Origin of the sequence: Nocardioides cavernaquae (assembly GCF_003600895.1) — a bacterium.
Classification (GTDB): domain Bacteria; phylum Actinomycetota; class Actinomycetes; order Propionibacteriales; family Nocardioidaceae; genus Nocardioides; species Nocardioides cavernaquae.
In genome coordinates this window covers 2169355-2191231 of the sequence record NZ_QYRP01000002.1, presented here as the reverse complement: position 1 = coordinate 2191231, position 21877 = coordinate 2169355, and the positions used below count along the sequence as shown (strand labels likewise).

Sequence of the window (21877 nt, the reverse complement as noted above, 5' to 3'; positions counted from 1 at the left end):
CGGTCGTGTCCCTACCGCTCCAGCCGGATCAGCCCGGGTCAGGGCTCATCCGACCGCGAGCTTCTTCAGCTTGCGACGCTCACGCTCCGACAGACCGCCCCAGATCCCGAAGCGCTCATCGTTCATCAACGCGTACTCCAGGCAGTCGTCGCGCACCTCACACGTGTGGCAGACCTTCTTCGCCTCACGGGTGGAGCCGCCCTTCTCCGGGAAGAAGGCCTCCGGGTCGGTCTGGGCGCACAGTGCACGCTCCTGCCAACCGATTTCTTCTACGTCGCTCTCGAGCAGGTACAGCTCACGCATAGGAACTCCCCTTTCGACCCTGATCACCGGGTCACGATGTGTCCCGGCCGGTGCCCTTCACGACTTCCCCGTGTGAAGAACACTATGGGAATTACATGCCTGTCATACCCGGGAAGTCAAGCCCGTATCTGCTATACGCACACGGATCGGACAGATCGCCTGCATCAGGCAGGCTGTGCACCATGGAAAGCCAGTTGAACGCGATCACGGTCCTGTCCGGCGGCACGGGCGGAGCACGATTCTTGCAGGGACTCCTGCACGGGATCCACAGCGGCCTCGTCTCCCCCACCGCGCGTGTGACGATCGTCGCGAACACCGCCGACGACGTCTGGATGCACGGTCTCAAGATCTCCCCCGACCTCGACGCGGTGATGTACACCCTCGGTGACGGCATCGACCCCGAGCACGGGTCGGGCAGGCGCAACGAGACCCGCAGTGCCCAGGAGGAGCTCGCGGCATATGGCGTGGAGCCGACCTGGTTCACCCTCGGCGACCGCGAGATCGCCACCCACCTGGTGCGCACCCAGATGCTCGAGGCGGGCTATCCGCTGTCGCAGATCACCGCAGCGCTCTGCAAGCGCTGGCTCTCGCCGGCGTACGGCGACACGGTGCGACTGGTCCCCATGTCCGACGACCGTGTCGAGACGCATGTCGCGATCGCCGATCCCGACGCGCCGTCGGGTCGCCGCGTGGTGCACGTCCAGGAGTACTTCGTCCGGCTGCACGCCGAGGTGCCCGCGGAGGCCGTCGCCGTCATCGGTCTGGACGAGAGCGTCCCCGCGCCGGGCGTCCTCGCGGCGATCGCGGAGGCGGACCTCGTGATCCTGCCGCCGTCCAACCCGATCGTGTCGCTCGGCCCGATCCTCGGCGTGCCCGGCATCGTCGACGCGCTGCGGGCGACGAGCGCGAAGGTCGTCGGTGTCTCCCCTGTCATTGGCGACCGGTTCGTGGGCAGCGCCAACGCGGGGGCCAGCACCGGGTCCATGGGCGAGCAGCTGATGACCGCGACCGGGGTCGAGGTCTCGGCCGCCGGGGTCGCGAAGCTGTACGCCGCGCGCTCGGCCGGCGGCGTACTCGACGGCTGGCTGGTCGACTCGACCGACGCGGCCGTGGTGGCGGAGGTCGAGGCGCTCGGCATGGCGTGCCGCGCCGTGCCGCTGCTGATGACCGACCACGCGGCGACCGCCACGATGGCGACCGCAGCGATCGAGCTGGTGGGCTGAGACCCCGGTCCCACCCTCGACTCCGTAGACTCCCCCACGCCGTCCTGACCGCCTGACGAAGAGAGCCTGCTCCCGTGGCCAGTTCCAACAAGTCCGACCGGCGCAATGCCGTCGACAAGATCCGTCGCGACCAGAAGCGCGCCGACCAGCGCCAGGGCCGGATCATCGTCGGTGTCTGCGTCCTGGTTGCCGCCGTGATCATCGGCATCGCTGCGTTCAAGCCGGTCACCGACTGGTGGGCGCTGCGCTCGCTCTCCGACAAGTCGCTCGCCCAGATCGGCGAGGGCGCCAAGGCCTGCCAGCCGCGCGTGATCAAGGCCGCCACGGGCGTCCAGGACCACGTCCAGCCCGGCGTCGAGGTGAAGTACGCCGACACGCCTCCCGCGTTCGGGCAGCACGAGGTCGCGCCCGACTCCATCACGCGCAAGCTGTACACGGAGAAGGACCGCCCGCGCGTCGAGATGCTGGTCCACAACCTCGAGCACGGCTACACGATCCTCTGGTACGACGAGACCATCGCCGACGACAAGGACCAGATGCGCGAGCTGCGCGCGATCGCCGACAAGCTGCAGGGCGAGGACGACTACCGCATGAAGTTCAAGGCCGTTCCGTGGCTGAAGGCCGACGGCAAGGCGTTCCCGAAGGGCCAGCACGTCGCGTTCAGCCACTGGGCCAAGACCGCGGCCGAGGAAGACGCGAAGATCGCGGCCGCCGCCAAGGTGACCGACTCCGCAGGCGTGTGGACCTACTGCTCCGGAGTCTCCGGTGCCGCCCTGAAGGACTTCATGGCGACGTACCCGTACCTCAACAGCCCGGAGCCGACCGCCGGCTGATGCCGGTCAGACGAGGTCGGTGCGGCCCGCCTCACGGAGGGCCGCCACGATCGCCTTGACGTCCTGGGCGCGCTCACGGGTGGTCACCAGCAGGGCGTCCGGGGTGTCGACCACGACGATGTCGTCGAGGCCGATCACGGCGATGACGCGACCCGACGCCGGGATCACCAGTCCCGAGGCCTGGGACTGCTGGATCAGGCTCTCATCGCCGAGCACGGTCAGCGCACCCGAGTCCGCGGGGTCCAGCAGGTCGCCGAGCGAGGCGAAGTCGCCGACGTCCTCCCAGTCGAAGCCGGCCGGGACGACCGCCACACGGCCCGCGGCCGCTGCGGGCTCAGCCACGGCGTGGTCGAGGGCGATCTTGGGGAGCGTCGGCCAGATCTCTGCCATCGCGTCCGCGCCACCCTGGGCGATCGAGCGCAGGTCGGCGGCGAAGTCCGGGTCGGACTCGGCGAGCAGGTCCAGCAGGACGGTCGGCTTGACGACGAACATGCCGGCGTTCCAGCTGTAGCTGCCCGACTCGACGTACTGCGTCGCGACGGAGACCGACGGCTTCTCGACGAACTCGAGCACGTGATGAGCAGGCACGCCGTCGATGGGGGCACCCACGTGGATGTAGCCGAAGCCGGTGGCCGGGTGGGTCGGCGTGATGCCGAGGGTGACCAGCCATCCCTCAGCAGCAGCAGCGACCGCGTCGCGCACGCACGCGGCAAAGGCCTCGTCGTCGAGGATCACGTGGTCGGCGGCGAACGAGCCCATGACCGCGTCAGGGTCCTCGCGCTCGAGCAGGGCAGCTGCCAGTCCGATCGCCGCCATCGAGTCACGCGGAGAGGGCTCCGCGATCAGGTGCTCGTCGGAGAGATCGGGCAGCTGGACGGCGACGGCATCGCGATGGTTGGCGCCGGTGACGACCAGGACGCGTCCCTCGGCGATCGGGTCGAGCCGGTCCACCGTTGCCTGCAACAGCGAACGACCGGAGCCGGTCAGGTCGTGGAGGAACTTGGGCGCGCCGGCCCGGGACAGGGGCCACAGGCGCGTGCCCGCTCCGCCGGCGGGAATGACCGCCCAGAAGTTCGCAACCGAGGTCATGACAGCGAAGGCTAGACGCCTTCCCTACGCTTGCGCGCATGACCCCTCCGAGCCGCCAGCCCGCGACCTTCGCCGAGCTCCTCTCGGACCTGCTCCGCCGCGACCCGGGCCGGCCCCTGATCACGTTCTACGACGACGCCACCGGCGAGCGCGTGGAGCTCTCGGTGACCACCTACGCCAACTGGGTCGCCAAGACCGCGTCGCTGCTGGCGGAGGAGTTCGACGTCGAGCGCGGCAGCCGGGTGCTGATCGACCTCCCGATCCACTGGCTCGTCCCGGTGTTCCTCGGGGCGGCGTGGACGATCGGCGCCGAGGTGACCAACGAGCAGGACGTGGACCTCGTGGTGGCCAGCCCGATCCCGAGCCGCCTCGAGTCGTACGCCGCCGGCTCGGCGCCGGTGCTCGCCTCGGCGTTGCTGCCGCTCGGGGTCCGGTTCCGCGAGGCCCTGCCACCCGGCGTACGTGACTTCGGGGTGGAGGTCTGGGGCCAGCCCGACGCCTTCACGCCGTGGGAGGTTCCCGAGGCGGAGGACCGGCTCTTCCACGGATCGACGTGGGGTGAGCTGCCGCTGGCCGGATCGTGGACCGGGGAGCGCCTGCTCACCACGGTGAACCCGCTCCGCGATCCCGCCGTCCTGCTGCAGCCGCTCGCCGGCGGTGGTTCGGTCGTGCTGTGGCGCAACGCTGACCAGGACCCGGACCGGCTGGACCGGCTCCGCGACTCAGAGCGCGTGACCGCCACGCACCTGGTCGCCCGCGAGGCCTGAGCCAGCGGCGCCGGTCAACCGGTCAACCGATCAGCCGATCAGCCGATCAGCCGATCAGGTCGTACGCCGCCAGCTCGACGCCCAGGTAGCGGCGGGCAGCGAAGCCCGTCGTGGTTCCGGCGAGGAGCCAGGTCCGGCTGCCCTCGACGCCGAGCAGGTCGACCCGGCCGTCGCCCGTGACGTCACCGGCACTGATCGCGGTGCCCAGGCCACTCAGGTCGCCGGCGAGGGCGCGCGGCGCGTCCGTGCTGTTGGGGAGCCAGGTCAGCGGTGCGGAGTTGCGGACCGCCAGGTCCAGCGTGCTGTCCGCGTTCCAGCGGCCCAGGCTGAGCAGGCCGTCGCCGGTGACCGCTTCGCGCAACGTGACCGAGGTGCCGAGCGCCGCAAGGCCGGCACCGGGGAACAGCACCACGCTGCCGGCCTTGCGTGCGATCAGGTCCGGGCGACCGTCGCCGTTGACGTCGCCGGCCGGAGCCAGCTCCGTGACGCCATTGAAGTTGCGGGTGTCGACCAGGGTTCCCGCTGCGAGCCGGCCGGCGCCGAGGCCGCGGTAGAGGAACAGGTCACCGCTGCTCGCCACGCGGGTGATCGCGTCGCCGAGACCGTCGCCGTCCCAGTCGCCCACGTTGAGGACCAGGTTGGCGTTCGCGAAGCTCACGCCGGCGGCGATCGCCGGTCGCAGGTTCTGGCGGCCGGTGTGCGGGACCACGACGAGCGAGTCACCGACGAAGCCGACGGCGTCGTTGTCGGCCGTGCCGGTGATGTTCGCGGTGGCGACCGAGCTGAGGCCGGCGAGGCTGCCGGTCAGTGGTCCGAGCGTGGCGGAGAAACCACCCTTGCCGGTGCCCGGCGCGACGTACGTGTTGCCGGCGTTGTTGCGCAGCAGCAGGTCCCCGCGGCCGTCGCCGGTCAGGTCGCCGAACCCGGCGAGGACCGACGTGCCCCAGGTGCCCGGCAGGCGCACAGGCGCCCCGACACCACTCACGCCGTTGCCCGCGAAGCGGTCGAGCGACCCGGCAGCACGCGCCAGCAGGTCGACCTTGCCGTCACCGGTGAGGTCGCCGGTGGCGACGAGTCGGTCGTACTTCGCGAAGCCGGTTGCCATCTTCACGCGGCTGAAGGCGCCCGTGCCGTCGCCCCGGAACAGCACCAGGTTTCCGGTCGACTTCTGGCGGGCGACCATGTCCGTGGTCCGGTTGCCGTCGAAACGCCCCACCGGGGTGATCAGGTCGTAGCCGATGAAGGACGTGGTCGCCTTGAGCGCGCGGCCGAACGCGCCGGCGCCGTTGCCCGGACGGATGCCCGCGGTGCCCGTGCTGGCCACGCGGACGAACATGTCGGCCCTGCCGTCGCCATTCATGTCCGGGACGACCTGGTGCACGTCGTAGCGGCTCCAGCCCGTGCTCAGCGTCTTCTGCGCACCGAAGGAGAGCAGGCCGCCGGTCGGGACCACCATCGCGGCGCCGTCGGAAGCGCGGCGCACCACGAGGTCGGGATAGGCGTCGCCGGCCAGGTTCGGGACGCGCGGGTTTCCTGCCCGTGGCGTCATCGTCGGCGTGCCGCCGGCCTGCGCCTGCGCGGCCTTCGTGCGGATGGTCGGGATCTGGGCGTACAGGTAGCGACCCGGGCAGGCGGTCGAACCGACGTCGCGGTGCCCGTTGATCGCGGGGAGCGTCCGCGAGCCCACCTTCTGGGTGGTGCTCTGCGCGTTCACCCCGTGCAGCGACAGCTTCCAGGCGAAGAGCTTGCCGTAGGCGTCGAGCAGCGCGGTGGTGGGCTGGACCTCTTCGAAGTTGCCGATCGCGGAGCCGGCGAAGGCGTAGGAGTTGTAGCCCTCGGTGTGCGCACCGACGACGGGCCGGTCCACGCCGCCGTAGCGGCCTTCCCAGACCCGGCCGAAGCGGTCGAGCAGGAAGTTGTAGCCGATGTCGTTCCAGCCGCGGGTCTTCACGTGGTACGCGTAGATGCTCCGGATGATGCCGGGAACCTGCTCGGCCGTGTAGTTGTTGGCGTTCACCGTGTGGTGCACGAAGCCGGCCGTGATCGTGCCGTACGACGGGGCAGCGCGGCGCAGCGACTCGTCGGCACCCCACTGGGCACGCGAGTAGATGGTCGGCCGGGCCACCGTGCCGGCCTGGAGGGCGATGTCGCCCTGGTTGGTCTCGAGGGTCGTCGCATCCGACTCGGACGGCGTGGCGGGTCCGTCGATCGCCGGCGTCTCCTCGCCCGTGGCCTTGCTGCGGCCCGGGTCGACGACAGCCATCTGCAGGTCGTCGGCGTTGACCCCGGCGGAGGTGATCACGCGGGTCTGCACCTGGTCGACGTCACCCACGATGAGCGGGTCGGTGCCGGGCCGGGCGTTGCGCCCCTCCGCGCTCCGGGCGTCGGGGCCCTCCTCCGCGTGGTACTTCACATCGGACCAGTCCGACCACGTGCCACCCTGCTGGGTCCGCGCCTGGACCGTGATCTGGTCCTCCTCCACCGGAGCTGCGCCGGCTTCCCAGGTCACGCCCACAGCGCCGTAACCGGCAACCGCCTCGGGAGCACTGACTCGCACCTGTCCGCCCCGGGGGACGTCGGCGTCCGAAGCAGCCGCCTGCGGCGATGCTGCCTCCACCGGCTTGACCGGGACCTCGGTCACCGTCGGGTCGACCGGCGCCTTCTCGACACGCGTGGGCGCCGCGGGAGCAACCGGAGCGGGGCTCGGAGTGGCCGTGCCGGCAGGAACGTCGGAGTAGGTCCCGACGGCGGCCTCGGGGCGCGTCACCACGTCCAGGGAGATCACATCGGCGGCGGGCCCGAGCACGGCAAGGGCCGCACCAACGACCAGTACCTGCTGGCAGATGGTGACGAAACGGGCCTTGTTGTGGCGCATGATCTCCGGCTCTCCGGTGCGGGGAAGTGTCACAGGAGTCCCAAGTTTCACAACAGCCACACCAATAACGGAAGAGTTCGTGAGTAACTACAAACCTGTAATTTCCAGTCGACACGCCGACGAATCGCAGAAATGTCAAATTCATCGGCCCGAACAGGATGCGCCTCTCCCCCGCCTCGTGGGGGCAGAATGCGAGAACGCCCCGGTCAAGAAGACCGGGGCGTTCGTCGTACGTCGTGTGACTGGCGTCAGATGTCGGCGCCGAGCGACTCCTCCGTGCCTGAGTCGTCATCGTCGTCGTAGTGCAGGTAGGTGATGCCCTCATCCACGCCGCCGTCAAAGCCGAGGACGCCCTTCTCCAGCACGATCACGCGGTCGCAGACCCGGCGGACGGACCCGGCGGAGTGGCTGACGTAGAAGAGCGTGCGGCCCTCCTTGCGGATCTCGTCGATCTTCTGCATGCACTTCTGGCGGAACGGCTTGTCGCCGACCGCCAGGACCTCGTCGGCCAGGAAGATGTCGGAGTCCACGTGCACCGCGACCGCGAAGCCCAGGCGCGCGCCCATGCCGGAGCTGTAGTGGCCCACCTCGGTGTCGATGAACTTGCCGACACCGGCGAACTCGATGATCGAGTCCAGCTTGCGCCGGGTCTCGGCCTCGCTCATGCCGAAGACAGCGGCGTTGAGGAAGATGTTCTCGCGACCACTCAGCTGCGGGTGGAACCCGGCACCGGTCGCGATCAGGCCGGCGATGCGGCCGCGGGTCCGGACGGTGCCGGAGTCGGGCCGCATGACGCCCTGCACGAGCTTGAGCAGGGTGCTCTTGCCGGATCCGTTGAGGCCCATCAGGCCGATGGCCTGACCCTGCTCCACCTCGAAGCTGACGTCGTCGAGGGCCAGGAAGGTCTCGCTGACCTTGTTGCCCTTGGAGGCTGCCACCGCCATCTGCTTCATGGTGCGGTGGTAGCTCATCGTGAAGCGCTTGGAGACGTGCTCGACCTTGATCGCGGTGGCCATCACACACGCTCCGGGATGCGGTTCTGGAACCTGGTGAAGACCAGCTGGCCGATCAGCAGGATGACCAGCGAGACGCCGAGGGCGATCAGGCCGCGCTCGATCAGGTGGTCAGGGAAGTGGGAGTTCTCGATGACCGCGACGTCGGTGCCGGTCGTGCCCGCCCAGAAGGCCCGCTGGAGCAGCAGGACCGCCTCGGCCAGCGGGTTCGCGAGGTACCACTCGATGTGGTTGGGGAACTTGTCCATCACCAGCGTGAAGGGATACATCATCGGCACCGCGAAGCGCACGTAGTTGACCAGGATCCCGACCAGCTGGCCGAAGTCGCGGAAGAAGACGTTGGCGACGCTGAACATCAACGCGAGGCCGGTGCCGGCCGCCGCCATGATCCCGGCCCCAATGAGGAACCCGAGGACGCCGACCGCATCGGGCGTCCACCCGGTGCTGACACAGATCACCAGCAGGATCACGAGCTCCGGGATCATCCCGAACGCGGAGACCAGCATCGAGGAGACTGGGAACATCTCCAGCGGCAGCGCCATCTTCTTCACGAACGCCTTGTTGCGCACGATCGAGCGCGTGCCGGCGTTGAAGGTCTCGGTGAAGAAGTGCACCGTGATCAGGCCGACGAAGACGTGGATCGCGAAGTTCTCGACCTCGTCCCCCATGCCCATGATCTTGCCCATGACGAACCAGTAGATGAACAGCTGCGAGAGCGGGTTGACGTAGCTCCACGCCATGCCAAAGACGGAGCCCGAGTAGCGGGCCTGCAGCTCGCGGCGTACGAGCAGGCGGAGCAGGTAGCGGTGCTTGCGGACCTCGAGCAGTCCGTTGCCGCCGGCGGGGTCGACAAGAGGGAGGTCTGCGTAGTCCTCCCTCATCCGGCATCCTCGATGCCGAAGGTCCGGGCCCATGCGTCCGGAGACGTCACGTCGCCGAGACGCTCCTGGTAGAGAGCGGCCAGACGCGGCCACTCGGCGTGCAGGCGCTTGTGGATGTCGACCGTCTTCTTCAGCGCGGCCCGGAACTGCTCGGGGTCGCGCTGGTAGTAGGCGGCGGAGGTGCCGTCGGGCATCGAGACGACCGCTGCGTCGAGCGTGGCCAGCCGGTACCACTTGGCGTCCATCGCCGGCAGCACCGCCTCGGGGAACTCCCGCGACAGCGGGCGCACGCCCTTGAACTGGCGGACCGCGCCGATCAGCTTCGACTTCGTCTGCTCGCGGCGGGTCGGGACCTCGGTGTCCATGTCGCGCTTCTTGGGCTTGGCGCGACGAGGCGGCGGGAAGGCGTCCGGGTCACCCTGGAGGTCGGCGTCCTGCCACTGCTTGCGCAGCTCGCGGACCTGGCCGAGCTTGGTCGGCAGGTCGGCGTGCAGCTTGTCGGGGCCGTCGAGCACGTCGAGCAGCGCCTGGTGGCGCATCTCGACCACGGAGTACTGCATCGACATCAGGTGCATGACCTGGTGCTGGAAGGACTCGAAGACCATCCGGCCGCCGCGCTTGAACGGCGAGTGCAGCAGCGCCGCCACGAAGCGGTTGCGCTGGTGGAAGTAGGCCTGCCAGTCGAGCGCGTCGTTCTTGTCCGTCCACGGGACGTGCCAGACGGCGGCACCCGGCATCGAGACGGTCGGGAAGCCAGCGGCCTGGGCGCGCACGCCGTACTCGGAGTCGTCCCACTTGATGAAGAGCGGGAGGCCGAGACCGATGCTCTCCATGACCTCGACCGGGATCAGGCAGAAGAACCAGGGGTTGAAGTCGACGTCGATGCGCTTGTGCAGCCAGCGCGTCGAGCGCAGGTTGCGGGCTCCGAAGTCCCAGTTCGGGAGCACGGAGGGCGCCGACTGCCACCAGAAGCGGAAGCGGTTGATGACCTCGCCGTAGGAGTGCATGTCCGCGCGGCTGTAGATCGAGAACATGTGGCCGCCCACGATGGTGCGGCGGCGGGCCAGGTCACCGAAGGTGACCGTGCGCAGGATCGACTCGGGCTCGGCGATGATGTCGTCGTCCAGGAAGAGGACGTACGACGAGTTGCCGGCGCGCAGGGTCTCGAGCTGCGCGCGGGCGAAGCCGCCGGAGCCGCCGAGGTTGGCCTGCTCGATGACCCGGAGCTTGCCGTCGAGCGACTTCTCCGCGGCCGGGAAGCCCTCGTCGTCGGCGACCTTCTTCGTGCCCTGCTCCATGACGAGGACCTCGTCGAGCAGTGCCTTGACCTCGTCGTCGGAGCCGATCTGCGAGAGCAGCGCGGCACAGAAGTCGGGGCGGTTCATCGTCGTGATGCCGACGGTGACGGTGCCGGGGGTGACCCGGTCCTCGGGGACCTCGGCGGACCAGGTCGCGGCCGTGATGACGGCATCGGCGCCACCGGCGATCACGTCGAACCAGTACCAGCCACCGTCCTGGAACGGGGTGAGGGTCAGGTCGAAGGAGAGCGTCGACTCGCCGTCGCCGGTGACGACCGCGTCGTCGACCTTCTGCGAGCGACCGTTGGCCATCGACTTGTAGACGATCAGGTGAGCACCGGCACCGGTCAGCGTCACGTCGAGGCGCACGGAGTCCACGATGGTCCAGCGACGCCAGTAGCCGGCCGCGAAGCCGTTGAAGTACGTGCCGAAGGAGAGCTCCTGGCCAGCGCGCACCCGGAACGAGTGGCGGCCCAGGACGTCCTCGACCGCGATCTTGGCGCCCGTGGTGGTGGACTGGCGGCTCGCGGCGGCGTTGAGGGCCTTGGCCGACTTGTCACCACCGACGGTGTCCTTGTCGGCATCGAGGACGATCGCCTCGGGGTCGACGTAGAGCGGGAAGACGTCGGGGTCCTTGTCCAGCGGCATCACGAACCGCTGCAGGACCCGGGTCGCGCTCTGGTTGTCAGCGCTCATGCGTCGACTCCCCCGCTCTTGAGCTCGGCACCGTCCGCGAAGTGCGGCTTCAGCTTGTTCTCGTACATCGACAGCGCGGAGGCGATCGCCATGTGCATGTCGAGGTACTTGTACGTGCCGAGGCGACCGCCGAAGAGCACCATCGGCTCCTTCTCGGCGAGGTCGCGGTACTTCAGCAGCTTCTCGCGGTCGTCAGCGGTGTTGATCGGGTAGTACGGCTCGTCCTCGGGCTCCGCGAAACGGGAGAACTCGTGCACGACGATCGACTTGCCCGGGAGGTAGGTGCGCTCCGGGTGCAGGTGCTTGAACTCGAGCACGCGGGTGAACGGGACGTCCGGGTCGTTGGCGTTGACCACGCCGGTGCCCTGGTAGTCGTCGACGTCGACGGTCTCGACCTCGAGGTCGACCGTGCGCCAGGACAGCCGGCCCTCGACGTTGTCGAAGTACTCGTCGACCGGACCGGTGTAGACGATCGGGACCTTGCCCTTGAACTCGGCGGACACGTCCTCGTCGAGGAAGTCGGTGTCGAGGCGGACCTCGATGTTGGGGTGGTCCGCCATCCGCTCGAGCCACGCGGTGTAGCCGTCGGTCGGCAGGCCCTCGTACTTGTCGTTGAAGTAGCGGTTGTCGAAGTTGTAGCGGACCGGGAGGCGCGTGATGATGTCCGCGCTCAGCTCCGTCGGGTCCGTCTGCCACTGCTTGGCGGTGTAGCCCTTGATGAACGCCTCGTAGAGCGGGCGCCCGATCAGGGAGATCGCCTTCTCCTCGAGGTTCTTGGCGTCCTTGGTGTCGATCTCGCTGGACTGCTCCGCGATCAGGGCACGGGCCTCGTCGGGCGTGTGGCTCTTGCCGAAGAAGGAGTTGATCAGCGCGAGGTTCATCGGCAGGGAGTAGACCTGTCCCTCGAACTTGCCGAACACCTTGTGCTGGTAGTTCGTGAAGGTCGTGAACCGGTTGACGTAGTCCCAGACCTTCTCGTTGGAGGTGTGGAACAGGTGGGTGCCGTACTTGTGCACCTCGATGCCGGTCTCCGGGTCGAACTCGGAGTAGGCGTTGCCACCCAGGTGGTAGCGGCGCTCAAGGATCAGCACCTTGAGGTCGAGCTCGGTGGCACACCGTTCGGCGATGGTCAGGCCGAAGAAGCCGGAGCCGACCACGACAAGGTCAGGCCGATCAGTCTGGGCGGGGAGCTCAGGGGCAGTCACGTTTCTCCTACTAATTCTGCTCGAGGCCGCGGGGCCCGATCGACCGTGAGTCTAGCGATGGCGAAGGAGGGCGGCGGGGGACGCCGCGGGGGAAAGCGCGCGCATGTGTCGCGCGCTACGGATGGCCTTGATCACGTTGGCCGCCTCCCGGCGCCCTCCGCGCAGCGGGCTGAGGAGGACGACCATGAGCACGATCAGCCACGGCTTGAGCCGCACCAGGACGTTGGAGCCGTAGCGGAAGTGCACGACGAAGAGGTTGCGGTACATGTAGAACCCCTTCCACGTGTCGAGCGCGTGCTGCTGGTCGAAGTCCAGCTGGCGCACCAGCACGGCATCACGCAGGCAGACGATGCCGAACCCGGCCTGCTGCGCGCGCAGGGCGAAGTCGACGTCGTCGTAGAAGATGAAGAAGCTCGGGTCGGGCAGGCCGATCGCCGTGATCACCTCGCGGCGCACCATGAAGCCCTCGAAGGCCACGGCCTCGACCGGCACCTCGACCGGCAGGCTCGCCCGATCGGCGTACGTCGAGTCGACGCTCGCCGTCTTCGGCTTGATGGCGAGCGGGTTGTCGAGGTCGAAGCGGATCGCGGCCTTCTCGACCAGCCGGCCCTGGCGGTCCTCACGGACGGCCATCTGGCAGGGCCCGTCGTGCGCCGTCATGACCGCGAGGAAGTCAGGAGCGGGCACCACGTCGTCGTCCATCAGCAGGATGCGGTCGTGGCCGGCCTCGTAGGCCTGGAGCATGCCGAGGTGGAAGCCGCCCGCTCCGCCGAGGTTGTCCTCGGTCGTGGTGATGACGAGCGGAAGGTCGGTCCGGGCATCGAGGACCTTGCGCGTGTGGTCCGTGCTGGCGTTGTCGATGACGATGATCGCGTCGGCCGGACGGGTCTGCGCGGCGAGTCCGTCGAGCATGCCGACCAGGAGGTCGGCGCGGTTGTAGGTGACGACGACGACCGCGACGCCCTGGGCCACGCTCACTGGAGGAACCTCCGGTGACCCGAGAAGTCGTTGCGCAGGCCGGCCCGGATGCCCTCGGCGCTGAGCCTGATCCGGTGGGCCGACGGGCGCGTGAACGCGTAGAACCACAGCGTCTTGAGCACGAACGCGAGAACGAAGAGCCAGCCGCGGTAGTCGCGCAGGTTGACCACGTTGTTGCGGGCCATGCAGTAGTGCTTCAGGTCGCTCGGCGTGTGGTTGTACGTCGTGCGGCCGAACGCCATGGGCGTGCCGAGGTCGTCGGTGGCCGGGTGCAGGAAGTGGGCGTCGACGACGGTCGCGATGCGTGCGCCGGCCTTCTCGGCGCGGAGGCGGTACTCGTGGTCGTCGCCCCAGATGAAGAACTCCTCGCGGGGCAGGCCGATCTCCTCGGCGAGCTGCCGCGTCACGAGGACGCCGTTGAACGGGATCACGATGTCGTCCAGGACGCCGCCGTTGGTGGCGGCCGCCGACTCGACGTCCGCCATCGCGTGGACCACCTGCGAGCGCCCGGGCAACCGGATCGGGAAGCAGAGTCGGCTCGGGTCCTGCTCCGCCAGCACGGCCGGGCCCCAGAAGTCGTAGTCGTGCTCGAGCAGCGTCGCCAGGCAACCCTCCACCGGCACACCGTCGTCGTCCATCAGCCAGACCAGGTCGGCGCCACGCTCGAGGGCCAGCCGCAGCCCCTCGTGGAAGCCACCGGCGCCCCCGAGGTTCTCGCTCAGGGTGACGGCGTGCACCGGCACCCCGTCAGCGACGACGCCGGACGCGAGCCACTGCGTCGTGCCGTCCGTGGAGGCGTTGTCGACCACCACGATCTCGGCCAGGTCGGGCGTCACGCGGAGAGCATCGAGCACCCTCTCCAGCAGCGCGCGGCGGTTGAAGGTGACGACCACGGCGATGATGTCGGGGGTCTTCGGCGCCGGGGTCACGGCGTACACCCTAGGTGACGGCGGCCGCCGCGAGCGGGCTCACCGAGCGCACCGTTGGTCACACTCAGCAGGCCGAGCCGAGGTCGGTGGCCTCGTTGGCCGAGTAGCCGCTGGAGTAGCTGCCCTTCGACGCGCCCTGGGTCTGCACCTTGTCGCGGGTGAAGCCGTCCTTCGGCGCCGCGGGCTTGGCCTTCTTCTTCGCCTTCTCCTTGGCGGAGCTGAGCGCCTTGTCGACCATGTCGTGGATCTCGTCGATGTCGGGGTTGCTGGTGCTGACCGCGGGCGGGACGAACGAGACCGTGCGGACCGGCTTGGCCTTCGCCTCGAGCGCGAGGTCGGCGAACCGCGCGAGCTCGGAGGCAGGCAGGTCCGTCTCGATCAGGCCGGCGGTGGCCTCGGTGAGCTTCTGGTACTTGCGGACCACCATGCCCGGCGTGAGCTGCTGCAGCATCGCGTTGAGCACGCACTTCTGGCGGGCCATGCGCGAGTAGTCGTCAGCGGCGGCGCGGGAGCGGGCGTACCAGAGCGTCTCGTAGCCGTTGAGCTTGCGGATGCCGGGCTCGACGTAGCCCTCGATCTTGCCGATGCGGCCGATCGGGATGCGGTCGCGGACGTTGAGGGTCAGGCCACCCATGGCCGTGACGAACTTCTTGAAGCCGTCGAGGTTGACCTGGGCGTAGTAGTTGATCTTCAGGCCGGTGATGCCCTCGACGCCATCGATGGTGGCCTGGACACCCGCGGGCCGCTCGCTGTCCTTGAACAGCGACTTGTTGTCGTTGGCCCAGGTGGAGAGCGAGTTGAGCTCGCACTCGGTGCCGCAGTCATAGCCGTCGGGGAACTGCTCGGCCATGACCGAGCCCTCGGCGAAGGTGAAGTTGAGCATGTTGCGCGGGAGGCCGAAGAGGACCGTCTGGCCGGTCTCCTCATCGATGCTCGCGACGGTGATGCTGTCGGGGCGCATGCCGTCACGACCGGCGCCGGAGTCGCCGCCGAGCAGCAGCACGTTGTAGCGGCCGTCGTGCGGTCCGGTGGCATGACCGTCGCCGAAGTTGGCGACGATGAAGGCGCGGTGCACGCCGACGAGGTGCGCGCCGAAGAGCAGGGTGCCCGCGACCGAGAAGGTCAACAGGCCGTTGATGCCGACCATGGCGAGGCGCTGGTTCTTGATCAGCGAGAGCGGCTGCCCGAGGCGCCAGGCGTCGACGAAGAGGCCGGCCCAGCCGAGTGCGAGGCCGATCATGACCAGCCGGAGCAGGCCGAGCAGCAGCGGGTTGGTCGCGGAGCGAAGCGCGAAGTCGTGCCAGACCAGCGAGAGCAGCAGCAGGAAGAGACCGATGCCGACGGTCAGGATGGTGACCCGCAGGGCGACACGGCCGACCTTGCGGTTGCCGGCGACGAGCTGCGCCGAGCCCGGCAGCAGCAGCGTCATGACCATCAGCGTCACGGCACGCCGGAACCGGATGCGCGCAGCGCGCTCGTGCTCACGGCTCTCCAGCTGCGACCCGGGGGGAAGAACGGGCGGCATCGCAGGCCTCTCTCCTCGACAGCGACTCGAGAGTCAGTATCACCAGTCACAGGCGCAACTCCCGTCACGCCGCGCCGAGGTCAGGCGCTGCGGCTCAGGGGTGCTCGCGGCCGAGCAGGATCTCCTGCTTCGCCGCCAGCCGGTGCGAGCGCCGGATCTCGGCCTCACGGAGGCGGCGTACCTCTTCCTCGGTCTCGGCCTGCAACGCCGGCACCGGGCGAGCCCGCCCGTGCTCGTCGATCGCCACGAAGACGAGGTACGCCGATGCCACGTGTATCGGCTCGCCCTGGGCGTCGTTCCAGGGCTGGGCCTCGACCCGGACCCCGATCTCCATCGACGAGGAACCGGCCCAGTTGACCTGCGCGTGCGTGCGCACGATGTCGCCGACGTGCACCGGGGCGAGGAAGGCCATCTCGTCCATCGCCGCCGTGACGGCCGGGCCGCCGCTGTGTCGCTGGGCCGTCGCGCCGGCCGTGCTGTCGACCAGCTTCATGATCTCGCCGCCGTGCACGTTGCCCAGGAGGTTGGCCTCGGCGGTGTGCATGAGCATCGCCAGCGAGACCGCCGAGTAGGCGGACGTGAGCGCGGGACGGTCCCCGGACGCGGTGGCAGGGGCAGCATTCATGGACCGCACGGTAGCGTCTGGGGCCATGCCAGAGCGCCGCAATCCACCTGAGCCCGGCTCGCCGGAGTACCGCTGGCTCTACGGCGACCCCGAGGACACCTCGGCGACTCCTGCCGGATCGGGCACGAAGCGGCCGGTCCCCCTGCCTGATGCGGGCTCGGACGAGACCCGGGTGATGGCCGTGCCGCCGCCGCTGCTCCCCCGTGACCGGCCCTCGACGCGCACCAGTTCGGACCGGGGCTCCGACCGGACCGCGACCCCGCCGCCCGGCGTACCTCCGCGGCGTCCGGTCGCTCCCCCGCCGTCCCCGTCGCGGGGTGGCGGCCGCCCCCGCCGCGTACGCCGCTGGGTGTTGCTCGTGCTCGCGGCGTGGGTGGCCTGGCTGGTCGTCGTACCCCTGCTCGCGATGCAGCAGGTCGAGAACATGGCAGCCGTCCCGGAGGGCGAGCGCCCGGCCGAGCAGGACGGCACGACGTACCTCGTGCTGGGCTCGGACAAGGCCGACGGCCTGACCCCGGAGCAGCGCCGCGCGATCCGCGCAGGCAAGCGCTCGAGCGCACGCACTGACAGCATCATGCTGCTGCACATCGGCTCGGGTCCGGACACATTGGTAAGCATTCCTAGAGACTCGCTCGTTCCCGTTCCCGGTCACGGGACCACCAAGATCAACTCGGCGTACGCCTACGGCGGCGCACCCCTGCTCGTGCAGACTCTGGAGAACGTGACGGGTGTGCGGATCGACCACGTCGTGCAGATCGGCTTCGGCGGCTTCGTCGACGTCGTGGACGCCGTCGGCGGCATCGAGATCTGCCCGAAGAAGCGGATGGTGGATCGCGATGCTCGACTGAACATCAAGAAGGGCTGCCAGGAGGTCGACGGACTCACCGCTCTCGGCTACGCCCGCTCCCGCCACGCGCAGACGCTCGGCGACATCGATCGCGCGAAGCACCAGCGCGAGGTCGTGGGCGCCGTGGGCAAGAAGGCGGTCTCGCCCTGGTCCGTCCTGAACCCGGTCCGGTACTGGAACCTGACCCACGCCGGCGCCGAGACCCTCACCGTCTCGGAGGGCACCGGCGCCGTGGCACTGGGGCGCTTCGCCCTGGCCATGTCCAGCCCCGACAAGAGCTGCGGCGTTCCCATCTCCGACCTCGCGGTCCACTGGGACCGCCAGCGCGCGCTGCGGTTCTTTGAGCTCATCAAGACCGACGAGACCGAGAAGATCGGCAACGACCTCTGCACCGAGTCGGGCCTGAAGAAGTAGGCTCCCCGCCCGACCACCAGTGACGCGTGCCTACCCCGACACACCGGTACGCCGGCGGGTTGCGCTTGCGTGGCGTCGCTCAGGGCCTGTGGATATCCAGAGCAGGCGGGTACGTGGTCGGCGCACGCTGACCGGATGACTGGCACCCCTCTCTCGGCCACTGAGGCCCTGACACGTCCTGGCGGCGTCGCGTCCGTGTCCGCGGTCGTCAAGCTCAGCTCGCGGCGACGGCTTCGCACTGCAGAGGAGCGGGGCGACGTCGTCCGCCTCGGCCATCGCCAGCAACTAGCACTCCCGCTGGAGGGGCGATCGGAGCGAGCCGCGCGGTCCTTTGGAGGGGTGGTGTCGCATGCCTCCGCCGCGTTGATGCACGGCTGACCGGTGGCAGTCGTGCCTGATGTTCCTCACATCACCACTCCGCCCGACCGACGCCTCCCGGTCGAACCGCTGGAAGTCGCAGAGATTCACCACCGCCACCTGCGCCCGGACGAGCTTGCGGGTTGGACCACCACGCCTCTGCGGACCGTCGTCGACTGCGCGCGGGACCTTACCTTCGCGGAGGGTTTGGCCGTCGCGGATTCGGCGCTGCGGGCCGCAGCCGTGACACAGGCAGAACTCATCCAGGAGACGGCGAGCATGCGTGGCCCCCAGGGCGAAAGGGCGCGCCGAGTGGCCCGGTACGCGGACGATCGCGCGGCCAACCCGTTCGAGTCGGCGCTGCGGGCCCATTGCATCGACGCGGGGCTCGAGGTGATCCCGCAGTACGAGGTCGTCACGGAGCGGCTCACGCTTCATCCCGACATGGCCAACCCGATCCTCGGGATCGCCGTCGAAGCAGATTCCTACACACACCACGGGATGGAGAAGGCTGACTTCTTGCGGGACTGCGAGCGCTACAACGCCCTCACCGCAGCTGGCTGGCACGTGCTGAGGTTCGCCTGGGAGCAGGTCATGGCGAACCGTGACTACGTCATCCGGACCGTTCAGGCCGTCATCGCGTGACGGCCCCGTGACGGCCCCGTGACTGACCCGGCCGCCTACGACGCCAACGCGCCCCGACTCGCCACACCGACGGCGAGTCGAGACCCGTTGAGTCGCCTCTGGTCGCCTACCCCAGCTCAGAGGGTCGACTGGATGCCGGCGAGGAGCTGGCGACCCATGACGATCCGCTGGACCTGGTTGGTGCCTTCGTAGATCTGGGTGATCTTGGCGTCGCGCATCATGCGCTCGACCGGGTAGTCACGGGTGAAGCCGTAGCCACCGAGCAGCTGCACCGCGTCCGTCGTGACCTGCATGGCGACGTCGGACGCGAAGCACTTGGCAGCGGCACCGAAGAAGGTGAGGTCCTTGTCGCCACGCTCGGAGCGGCCGGCCGCGGCATACGTGAGCTGGCGCGCGGCCTCGATCTTCATGCCCATGTCGGCGAGCATGAACTCGATGCCCTGGAACTCCGAAATCCGCTTACCAAATTGCATGCGCTCCTGGACGTAGCCCAGCGCGTAGTCGAGCGCACCCTGGGCGACACCGACAGCCTGGGCGGCGATGGTGATGCGGGTGTGGTCGAGGGTCTTCATGGCGTACTCGAAGCCCTTGCCCTCCTCGCCGATGATCCGGTCGCCGGGGATACGGACGTTGTCGAGGTAGACCTCGCGGGTCGGAGAGCCCTTGATGCCCAGCTTCTTCTCCGGGGCACCGAAGGAGACGCCCTCATCCGACTTCTCGACCACGAAAGCGGAGATGCCCTTCGACTTCTTGGTGGGGTCGGTCATCGCGAGCACGGTGTAGAACTCCGACTGGCCCGCGTTGGTGATCCAGCGCTTCACACCGTTGAGAACCCACCCGTCGCCATCGCGGACCGCGCGGGTCTTCTGGTTGGCGGCGTCGGAACCGGCATCCGGCTCCGAGAGGCAGTAGGAGAAGCCACCCTCACCCCGCGCCAGCGCGCCCAGGTACTTCGCCTTCAGCTCCTCGGAGCCACCGATCTGCACCGGGAGCGAGCCGAGCTTGTTGACCGCGGGGATGAGCGAGGCGGAGACGTCAGCGCGGGCGACCTCCTCGATCACGATCACGGTGGCCAGCGCGTCGGCACCGGCACCGCCGTAGGCCTCGGGGACGTGCGGCGCGAAGAAGCCGGTCGAGAGCAGTGCGTCCCAGGCCTCCTGCGGGAAGCGGGCCTCCTCATCAACGGCCGCGGCGTACGGCGCGATCTTGGCGTCGCAGATGTCGCGGATCGCCTTGCGGATCTCCTGCTGCTCGTCGGACAGGGCGAACATCGGGTACTCGGACATGCGGGGCGCGGCCCACCTTTCTGGGATGGAACTGAGTGCCATGATTGCGAAACTCGGTTTCAACATCGTAGCGTGAGGACATGCCCCAGGTGAAGACGTCAGCACGAGACCGCCTCGTGACGGCTGCGTTCGAGCTCTTCGAGGAGCACGGGTACGACGGAGCGACCGTCGAGGAGATCGCCCAGCGTGCCGGCGTCGGCCGCTCCACCTTCTTCCGGACCTTCGGGTCGAAGGAGGACGTGATCTTCCCGGACCACGAGGCGATCCTCGCGCGCATCAAGGAGCGGCTGACCACCTCGGCACCCGAGACCCGCCTGCTGGCAGTCGCCGAGGGGGCCCGCGTCGTGCTGCAGCACTACCTCGACGAGGGCGAGGTGGCCCGGGCCCGCTACCGGCTGACCTCGACGGTGCCGGCACTCAAGGCCCGGGAGATCTCCGGCCTGCGCGCCTATCAGAGGCTCTTCACCCAGCTCCTGTCGGACTGGTGGTCCGACGAACCGAACGGAGCGCTCCGGGCCGAGCTGACCGCCGCGGGAGTCGTCACCGCACACAACCATGTCCTGCGCACCTGGTTGCGGGGAGGCACCGACACTCCCGAGCGCGATCTGGACGAGGCGATGGCGCTGGTGCTCGACAACCAGCGACCTCAGACCGGGGAAACCGTGGAGACCGGGGAGACCGCCGTCGTCGTGATCGGCGCATCTGGCGGGATCGAGGCGGTCGCCGAGCGGGTGCGCGCCGCTCTGGCCGGCACTCCCCCGGCACCCGGCTGAGACACGACGACAAAGGGGCCGGCACACAGGCGCCAGCCCCTCGTCGTACCGCCGGTCGTCCCGACAGCCTCGTCACGCTCGGTCAGCGCGGGATCACGTCACCCGACTTCAGGAAGCGGGAGATGATCTCCTTCATGATCTCCGAGGTGCCGGCGTAGATCTGCGAGATGCGCAGGTCGGCCCACGCACGGGCGACGGGGTACTCGTTCATGTATCCGTAGCCGCCGTGCAGCTGCAGGCACATGTCGGCGACCTTCTGAGCGCGCTCGGAGGTCCAGAGCTTGACCATCGCCGCGGTCGGGATGTCGAGCTCGCCCTTGATGTGCGCCTCGACGCACTCGTCGACGAACGCGCGGGCCACGCGGGCCTCGGTGGCGATCTCCGCCAGCTTGAACTTGGTGTTCTGGAACTTGCCGATCGGCTTGCCGAAGGCGTTGCGCGCCTCGGTGTACTCCAACGTCAGGTTGAGAAGCGCTTCCATGGCCGCAACACAGGAAACCGCGACGATGAGCCGCTCCTGCGGGAGCTGGTGCATGAGCTGGATGAAGCCCTGACCCTCTTCGGTGCCGAGCAGGTTGGTCGCCGGGATCCGGACGTCCTCGAAGAAGAGCTCGGAGGTGTCCTGGCCCTTCATGCCGATCTTGTCGAGCACACGACCGCGAGCAAAACCAGGTGTCGCCGTGGGAACGATGAGCAGCGAGATGCCCGCAGCAGCCTCTTCCGGCTTCGTCTTCGCGACGACGAGGACGACGTCGGCCTGGGCGCCGTTGGTGATGAAGGTCTTCGCGCCGTTCACGACGTACTCGTCGCCGTCGAGGATCGCCTTGGTCTTGATGTTCTGCAGGTCCGAGCCGGTGCCGGGCTCGGTCATCGCGATGGCGCCGACGGCCTCGCCGGAGGCCAGCTTCGGAAGCCACTCGTTCTTCTGCTCGGGCGTGCCGTAGGCCTGGATGTAGTGGGCCACGATGCCGGAGTGCAGCGAAGCACCCCACGACGAGTCGCCGACGTACGCCTGCTCCTCGATCAGGACGGCCTCGTGGGCGAAGGTGCCGCCACCGCCGCCGAACTCCTCCGAGATCGAGGCACACAGCAGCCCGACCTTGCCGGCCTGGTTCCACAGGTCGCGGTCGACCTGCTTGTTGTTGATGTAGTTCTCGATGTTGGGCTTGATCTCCTTCTCGCAGAAGGTGCGCGCGAGGTCGCGGAAGTCCGCGAGGTCCTCATCCATCCAGCGGGACACGGGGCGGGCCATGTGAAGTCCTCCAGGGAGAAAGATGCTCAGGCGGGTACGCGGTGTACCCCTTCGATGCTGAAG

Annotated in this window: 19 protein-coding genes; 6 read left to right on the top strand and 13 right to left on the bottom strand. The window is 68.8% G+C overall.

Features of this window, described 5'->3' with window-relative positions:
• Positions 1–45: 45 nt before the first annotated feature.
• Positions 46–303: a WhiB family transcriptional regulator gene (locus D4739_RS10620; RefSeq protein ID WP_120060596.1), complete on the bottom strand. Its 258-nt coding sequence runs from the start codon at positions 301–303 to the stop codon at positions 46–48.
• Between the two features lie 182 nt (positions 304–485).
• On the opposite strand from D4739_RS10620, the gene cofD reads away from it, so the two are divergent.
• Entirely contained in the window at positions 486–1526 is a 1041-nt protein-coding gene (cofD, locus tag D4739_RS10615; protein WP_120060595.1) for a 2-phospho-L-lactate transferase, read from the top strand.
• 74 nt (positions 1527–1600) lie between these two features.
• Positions 1601–2359 carry a DUF3105 domain-containing protein gene (locus tag D4739_RS10610; RefSeq protein WP_120060594.1) on the top strand — a complete coding sequence of 253 codons (759 nt, stop codon included), beginning with the start codon at positions 1601–1603 and terminating at the stop codon, positions 2357–2359.
• 6 nt (positions 2360–2365) lie between these two features.
• Here the strand turns inward: D4739_RS10610 and D4739_RS10605 are convergent, their stop codons facing one another.
• Complete coding sequence (locus D4739_RS10605; protein WP_120060593.1) at positions 2366–3448, bottom strand: mannose-1-phosphate guanylyltransferase; 1083 nt, start codon at positions 3446–3448, stop codon at positions 2366–2368.
• A gap of 38 nt (positions 3449–3486) precedes the next feature.
• Between D4739_RS10605 and D4739_RS10600 the strand changes: the two genes are divergently transcribed.
• Entirely contained in the window at positions 3487–4215 is a 729-nt protein-coding gene (locus D4739_RS10600; protein ID WP_120060592.1) for a TIGR03089 family protein, read from the top strand.
• A gap of 46 nt (positions 4216–4261) precedes the next feature.
• On the opposite strand, the gene D4739_RS10595 is transcribed toward D4739_RS10600, so the two are convergent.
• From D4739_RS10595 to D4739_RS10555, 9 genes are all read right to left on the bottom strand, one after another.
• The gene (locus D4739_RS10595) at positions 4262–7123 is read right to left on the bottom strand and encodes an FG-GAP-like repeat-containing protein (RefSeq protein WP_147384883.1); all 2862 of its coding nucleotides are present in this window, start codon (positions 7121–7123) and stop codon (positions 4262–4264) included.
• Between the two features lie 215 nt (positions 7124–7338).
• Positions 7339–8106 carry an ABC transporter ATP-binding protein gene (locus D4739_RS10590; RefSeq protein ID WP_120060590.1) on the bottom strand — a complete coding sequence of 256 codons (768 nt, stop codon included), beginning with the start codon at positions 8104–8106 and terminating at the stop codon, positions 7339–7341.
• On the bottom strand, positions 8106–8984 hold the full coding sequence (locus D4739_RS10585) for an ABC transporter permease (protein WP_120060589.1): 879 nt from the start codon (positions 8982–8984) through the stop codon (positions 8106–8108). Before D4739_RS10585 ends, D4739_RS10590 begins: the two co-directional genes overlap by 1 nt.
• A complete protein-coding gene (locus D4739_RS10580) occupies positions 8981–10978 on the bottom strand; it encodes a glycosyltransferase (RefSeq protein WP_120060588.1) in 1998 nt (665 codons plus the stop codon). The genes D4739_RS10585 and D4739_RS10580 overlap by 4 nt, the downstream gene beginning before the upstream one ends.
• On the bottom strand, positions 10975–12183 hold the full coding sequence (gene glf / locus D4739_RS10575) for a UDP-galactopyranose mutase (protein ID WP_182920376.1): 1209 nt from the start codon (positions 12181–12183) through the stop codon (positions 10975–10977). Before glf ends, D4739_RS10580 begins: the two co-directional genes overlap by 4 nt.
• A 51-nt stretch (positions 12184–12234) precedes the next feature.
• Complete coding sequence (locus tag D4739_RS10570; protein ID WP_120060586.1) at positions 12235–13161, bottom strand: glycosyltransferase family 2 protein; 927 nt, start codon at positions 13159–13161, stop codon at positions 12235–12237.
• Complete coding sequence (locus tag D4739_RS10565; RefSeq protein ID WP_120061853.1) at positions 13158–14090, bottom strand: glycosyltransferase family 2 protein; 933 nt, start codon at positions 14088–14090, stop codon at positions 13158–13160. The genes D4739_RS10570 and D4739_RS10565 overlap by 4 nt, the downstream gene beginning before the upstream one ends.
• A 64-nt stretch (positions 14091–14154) precedes the next feature.
• Positions 14155–15615: an LCP family protein gene (locus D4739_RS10560; protein ID WP_120060585.1), complete on the bottom strand. Its 1461-nt coding sequence runs from the start codon at positions 15613–15615 to the stop codon at positions 14155–14157.
• 94 nt (positions 15616–15709) lie between these two features.
• The gene (locus D4739_RS10555) at positions 15710–16240 is read right to left on the bottom strand and encodes an acyl-CoA thioesterase (RefSeq protein WP_120060584.1); all 531 of its coding nucleotides are present in this window, start codon (positions 16238–16240) and stop codon (positions 15710–15712) included.
• Positions 16241–16265: 25 nt separating this feature from the next.
• On the opposite strand from D4739_RS10555, the gene D4739_RS10550 reads away from it, so the two are divergent.
• Both D4739_RS10550 and D4739_RS16695 read left to right on the top strand, forming a co-directional pair.
• A complete protein-coding gene (locus D4739_RS10550; RefSeq protein ID WP_120060583.1) occupies positions 16266–17501 on the top strand; it encodes an LCP family protein in 1236 nt (411 codons plus the stop codon).
• 669 nt (positions 17502–18170) lie between these two features.
• Positions 18171–18503: an endonuclease domain-containing protein gene (locus D4739_RS16695; RefSeq protein ID WP_182920375.1), complete on the top strand. Its 333-nt coding sequence runs from the start codon at positions 18171–18173 to the stop codon at positions 18501–18503.
• A gap of 116 nt (positions 18504–18619) precedes the next feature.
• On the opposite strand, the gene D4739_RS10540 is transcribed toward D4739_RS16695, so the two are convergent.
• The gene (locus D4739_RS10540) at positions 18620–19789 is read right to left on the bottom strand and encodes an acyl-CoA dehydrogenase family protein (protein WP_120060581.1); all 1170 of its coding nucleotides are present in this window, start codon (positions 19787–19789) and stop codon (positions 18620–18622) included.
• An 80-nt stretch (positions 19790–19869) separates the two neighbouring features.
• Here D4739_RS10540 and D4739_RS10535 point away from each other — a divergent pair, with 80 nt between their 5' ends.
• On the top strand, positions 19870–20562 hold the full coding sequence (locus D4739_RS10535) for a TetR/AcrR family transcriptional regulator (RefSeq protein ID WP_120060580.1): 693 nt from the start codon (positions 19870–19872) through the stop codon (positions 20560–20562).
• 82 nt (positions 20563–20644) lie between these two features.
• On the opposite strand, the gene D4739_RS10530 is transcribed toward D4739_RS10535, so the two are convergent.
• Complete coding sequence (locus D4739_RS10530; protein WP_238473606.1) at positions 20645–21814, bottom strand: acyl-CoA dehydrogenase family protein; 1170 nt, start codon at positions 21812–21814, stop codon at positions 20645–20647.
• Positions 21815–21877 lie beyond the last annotated feature (63 nt).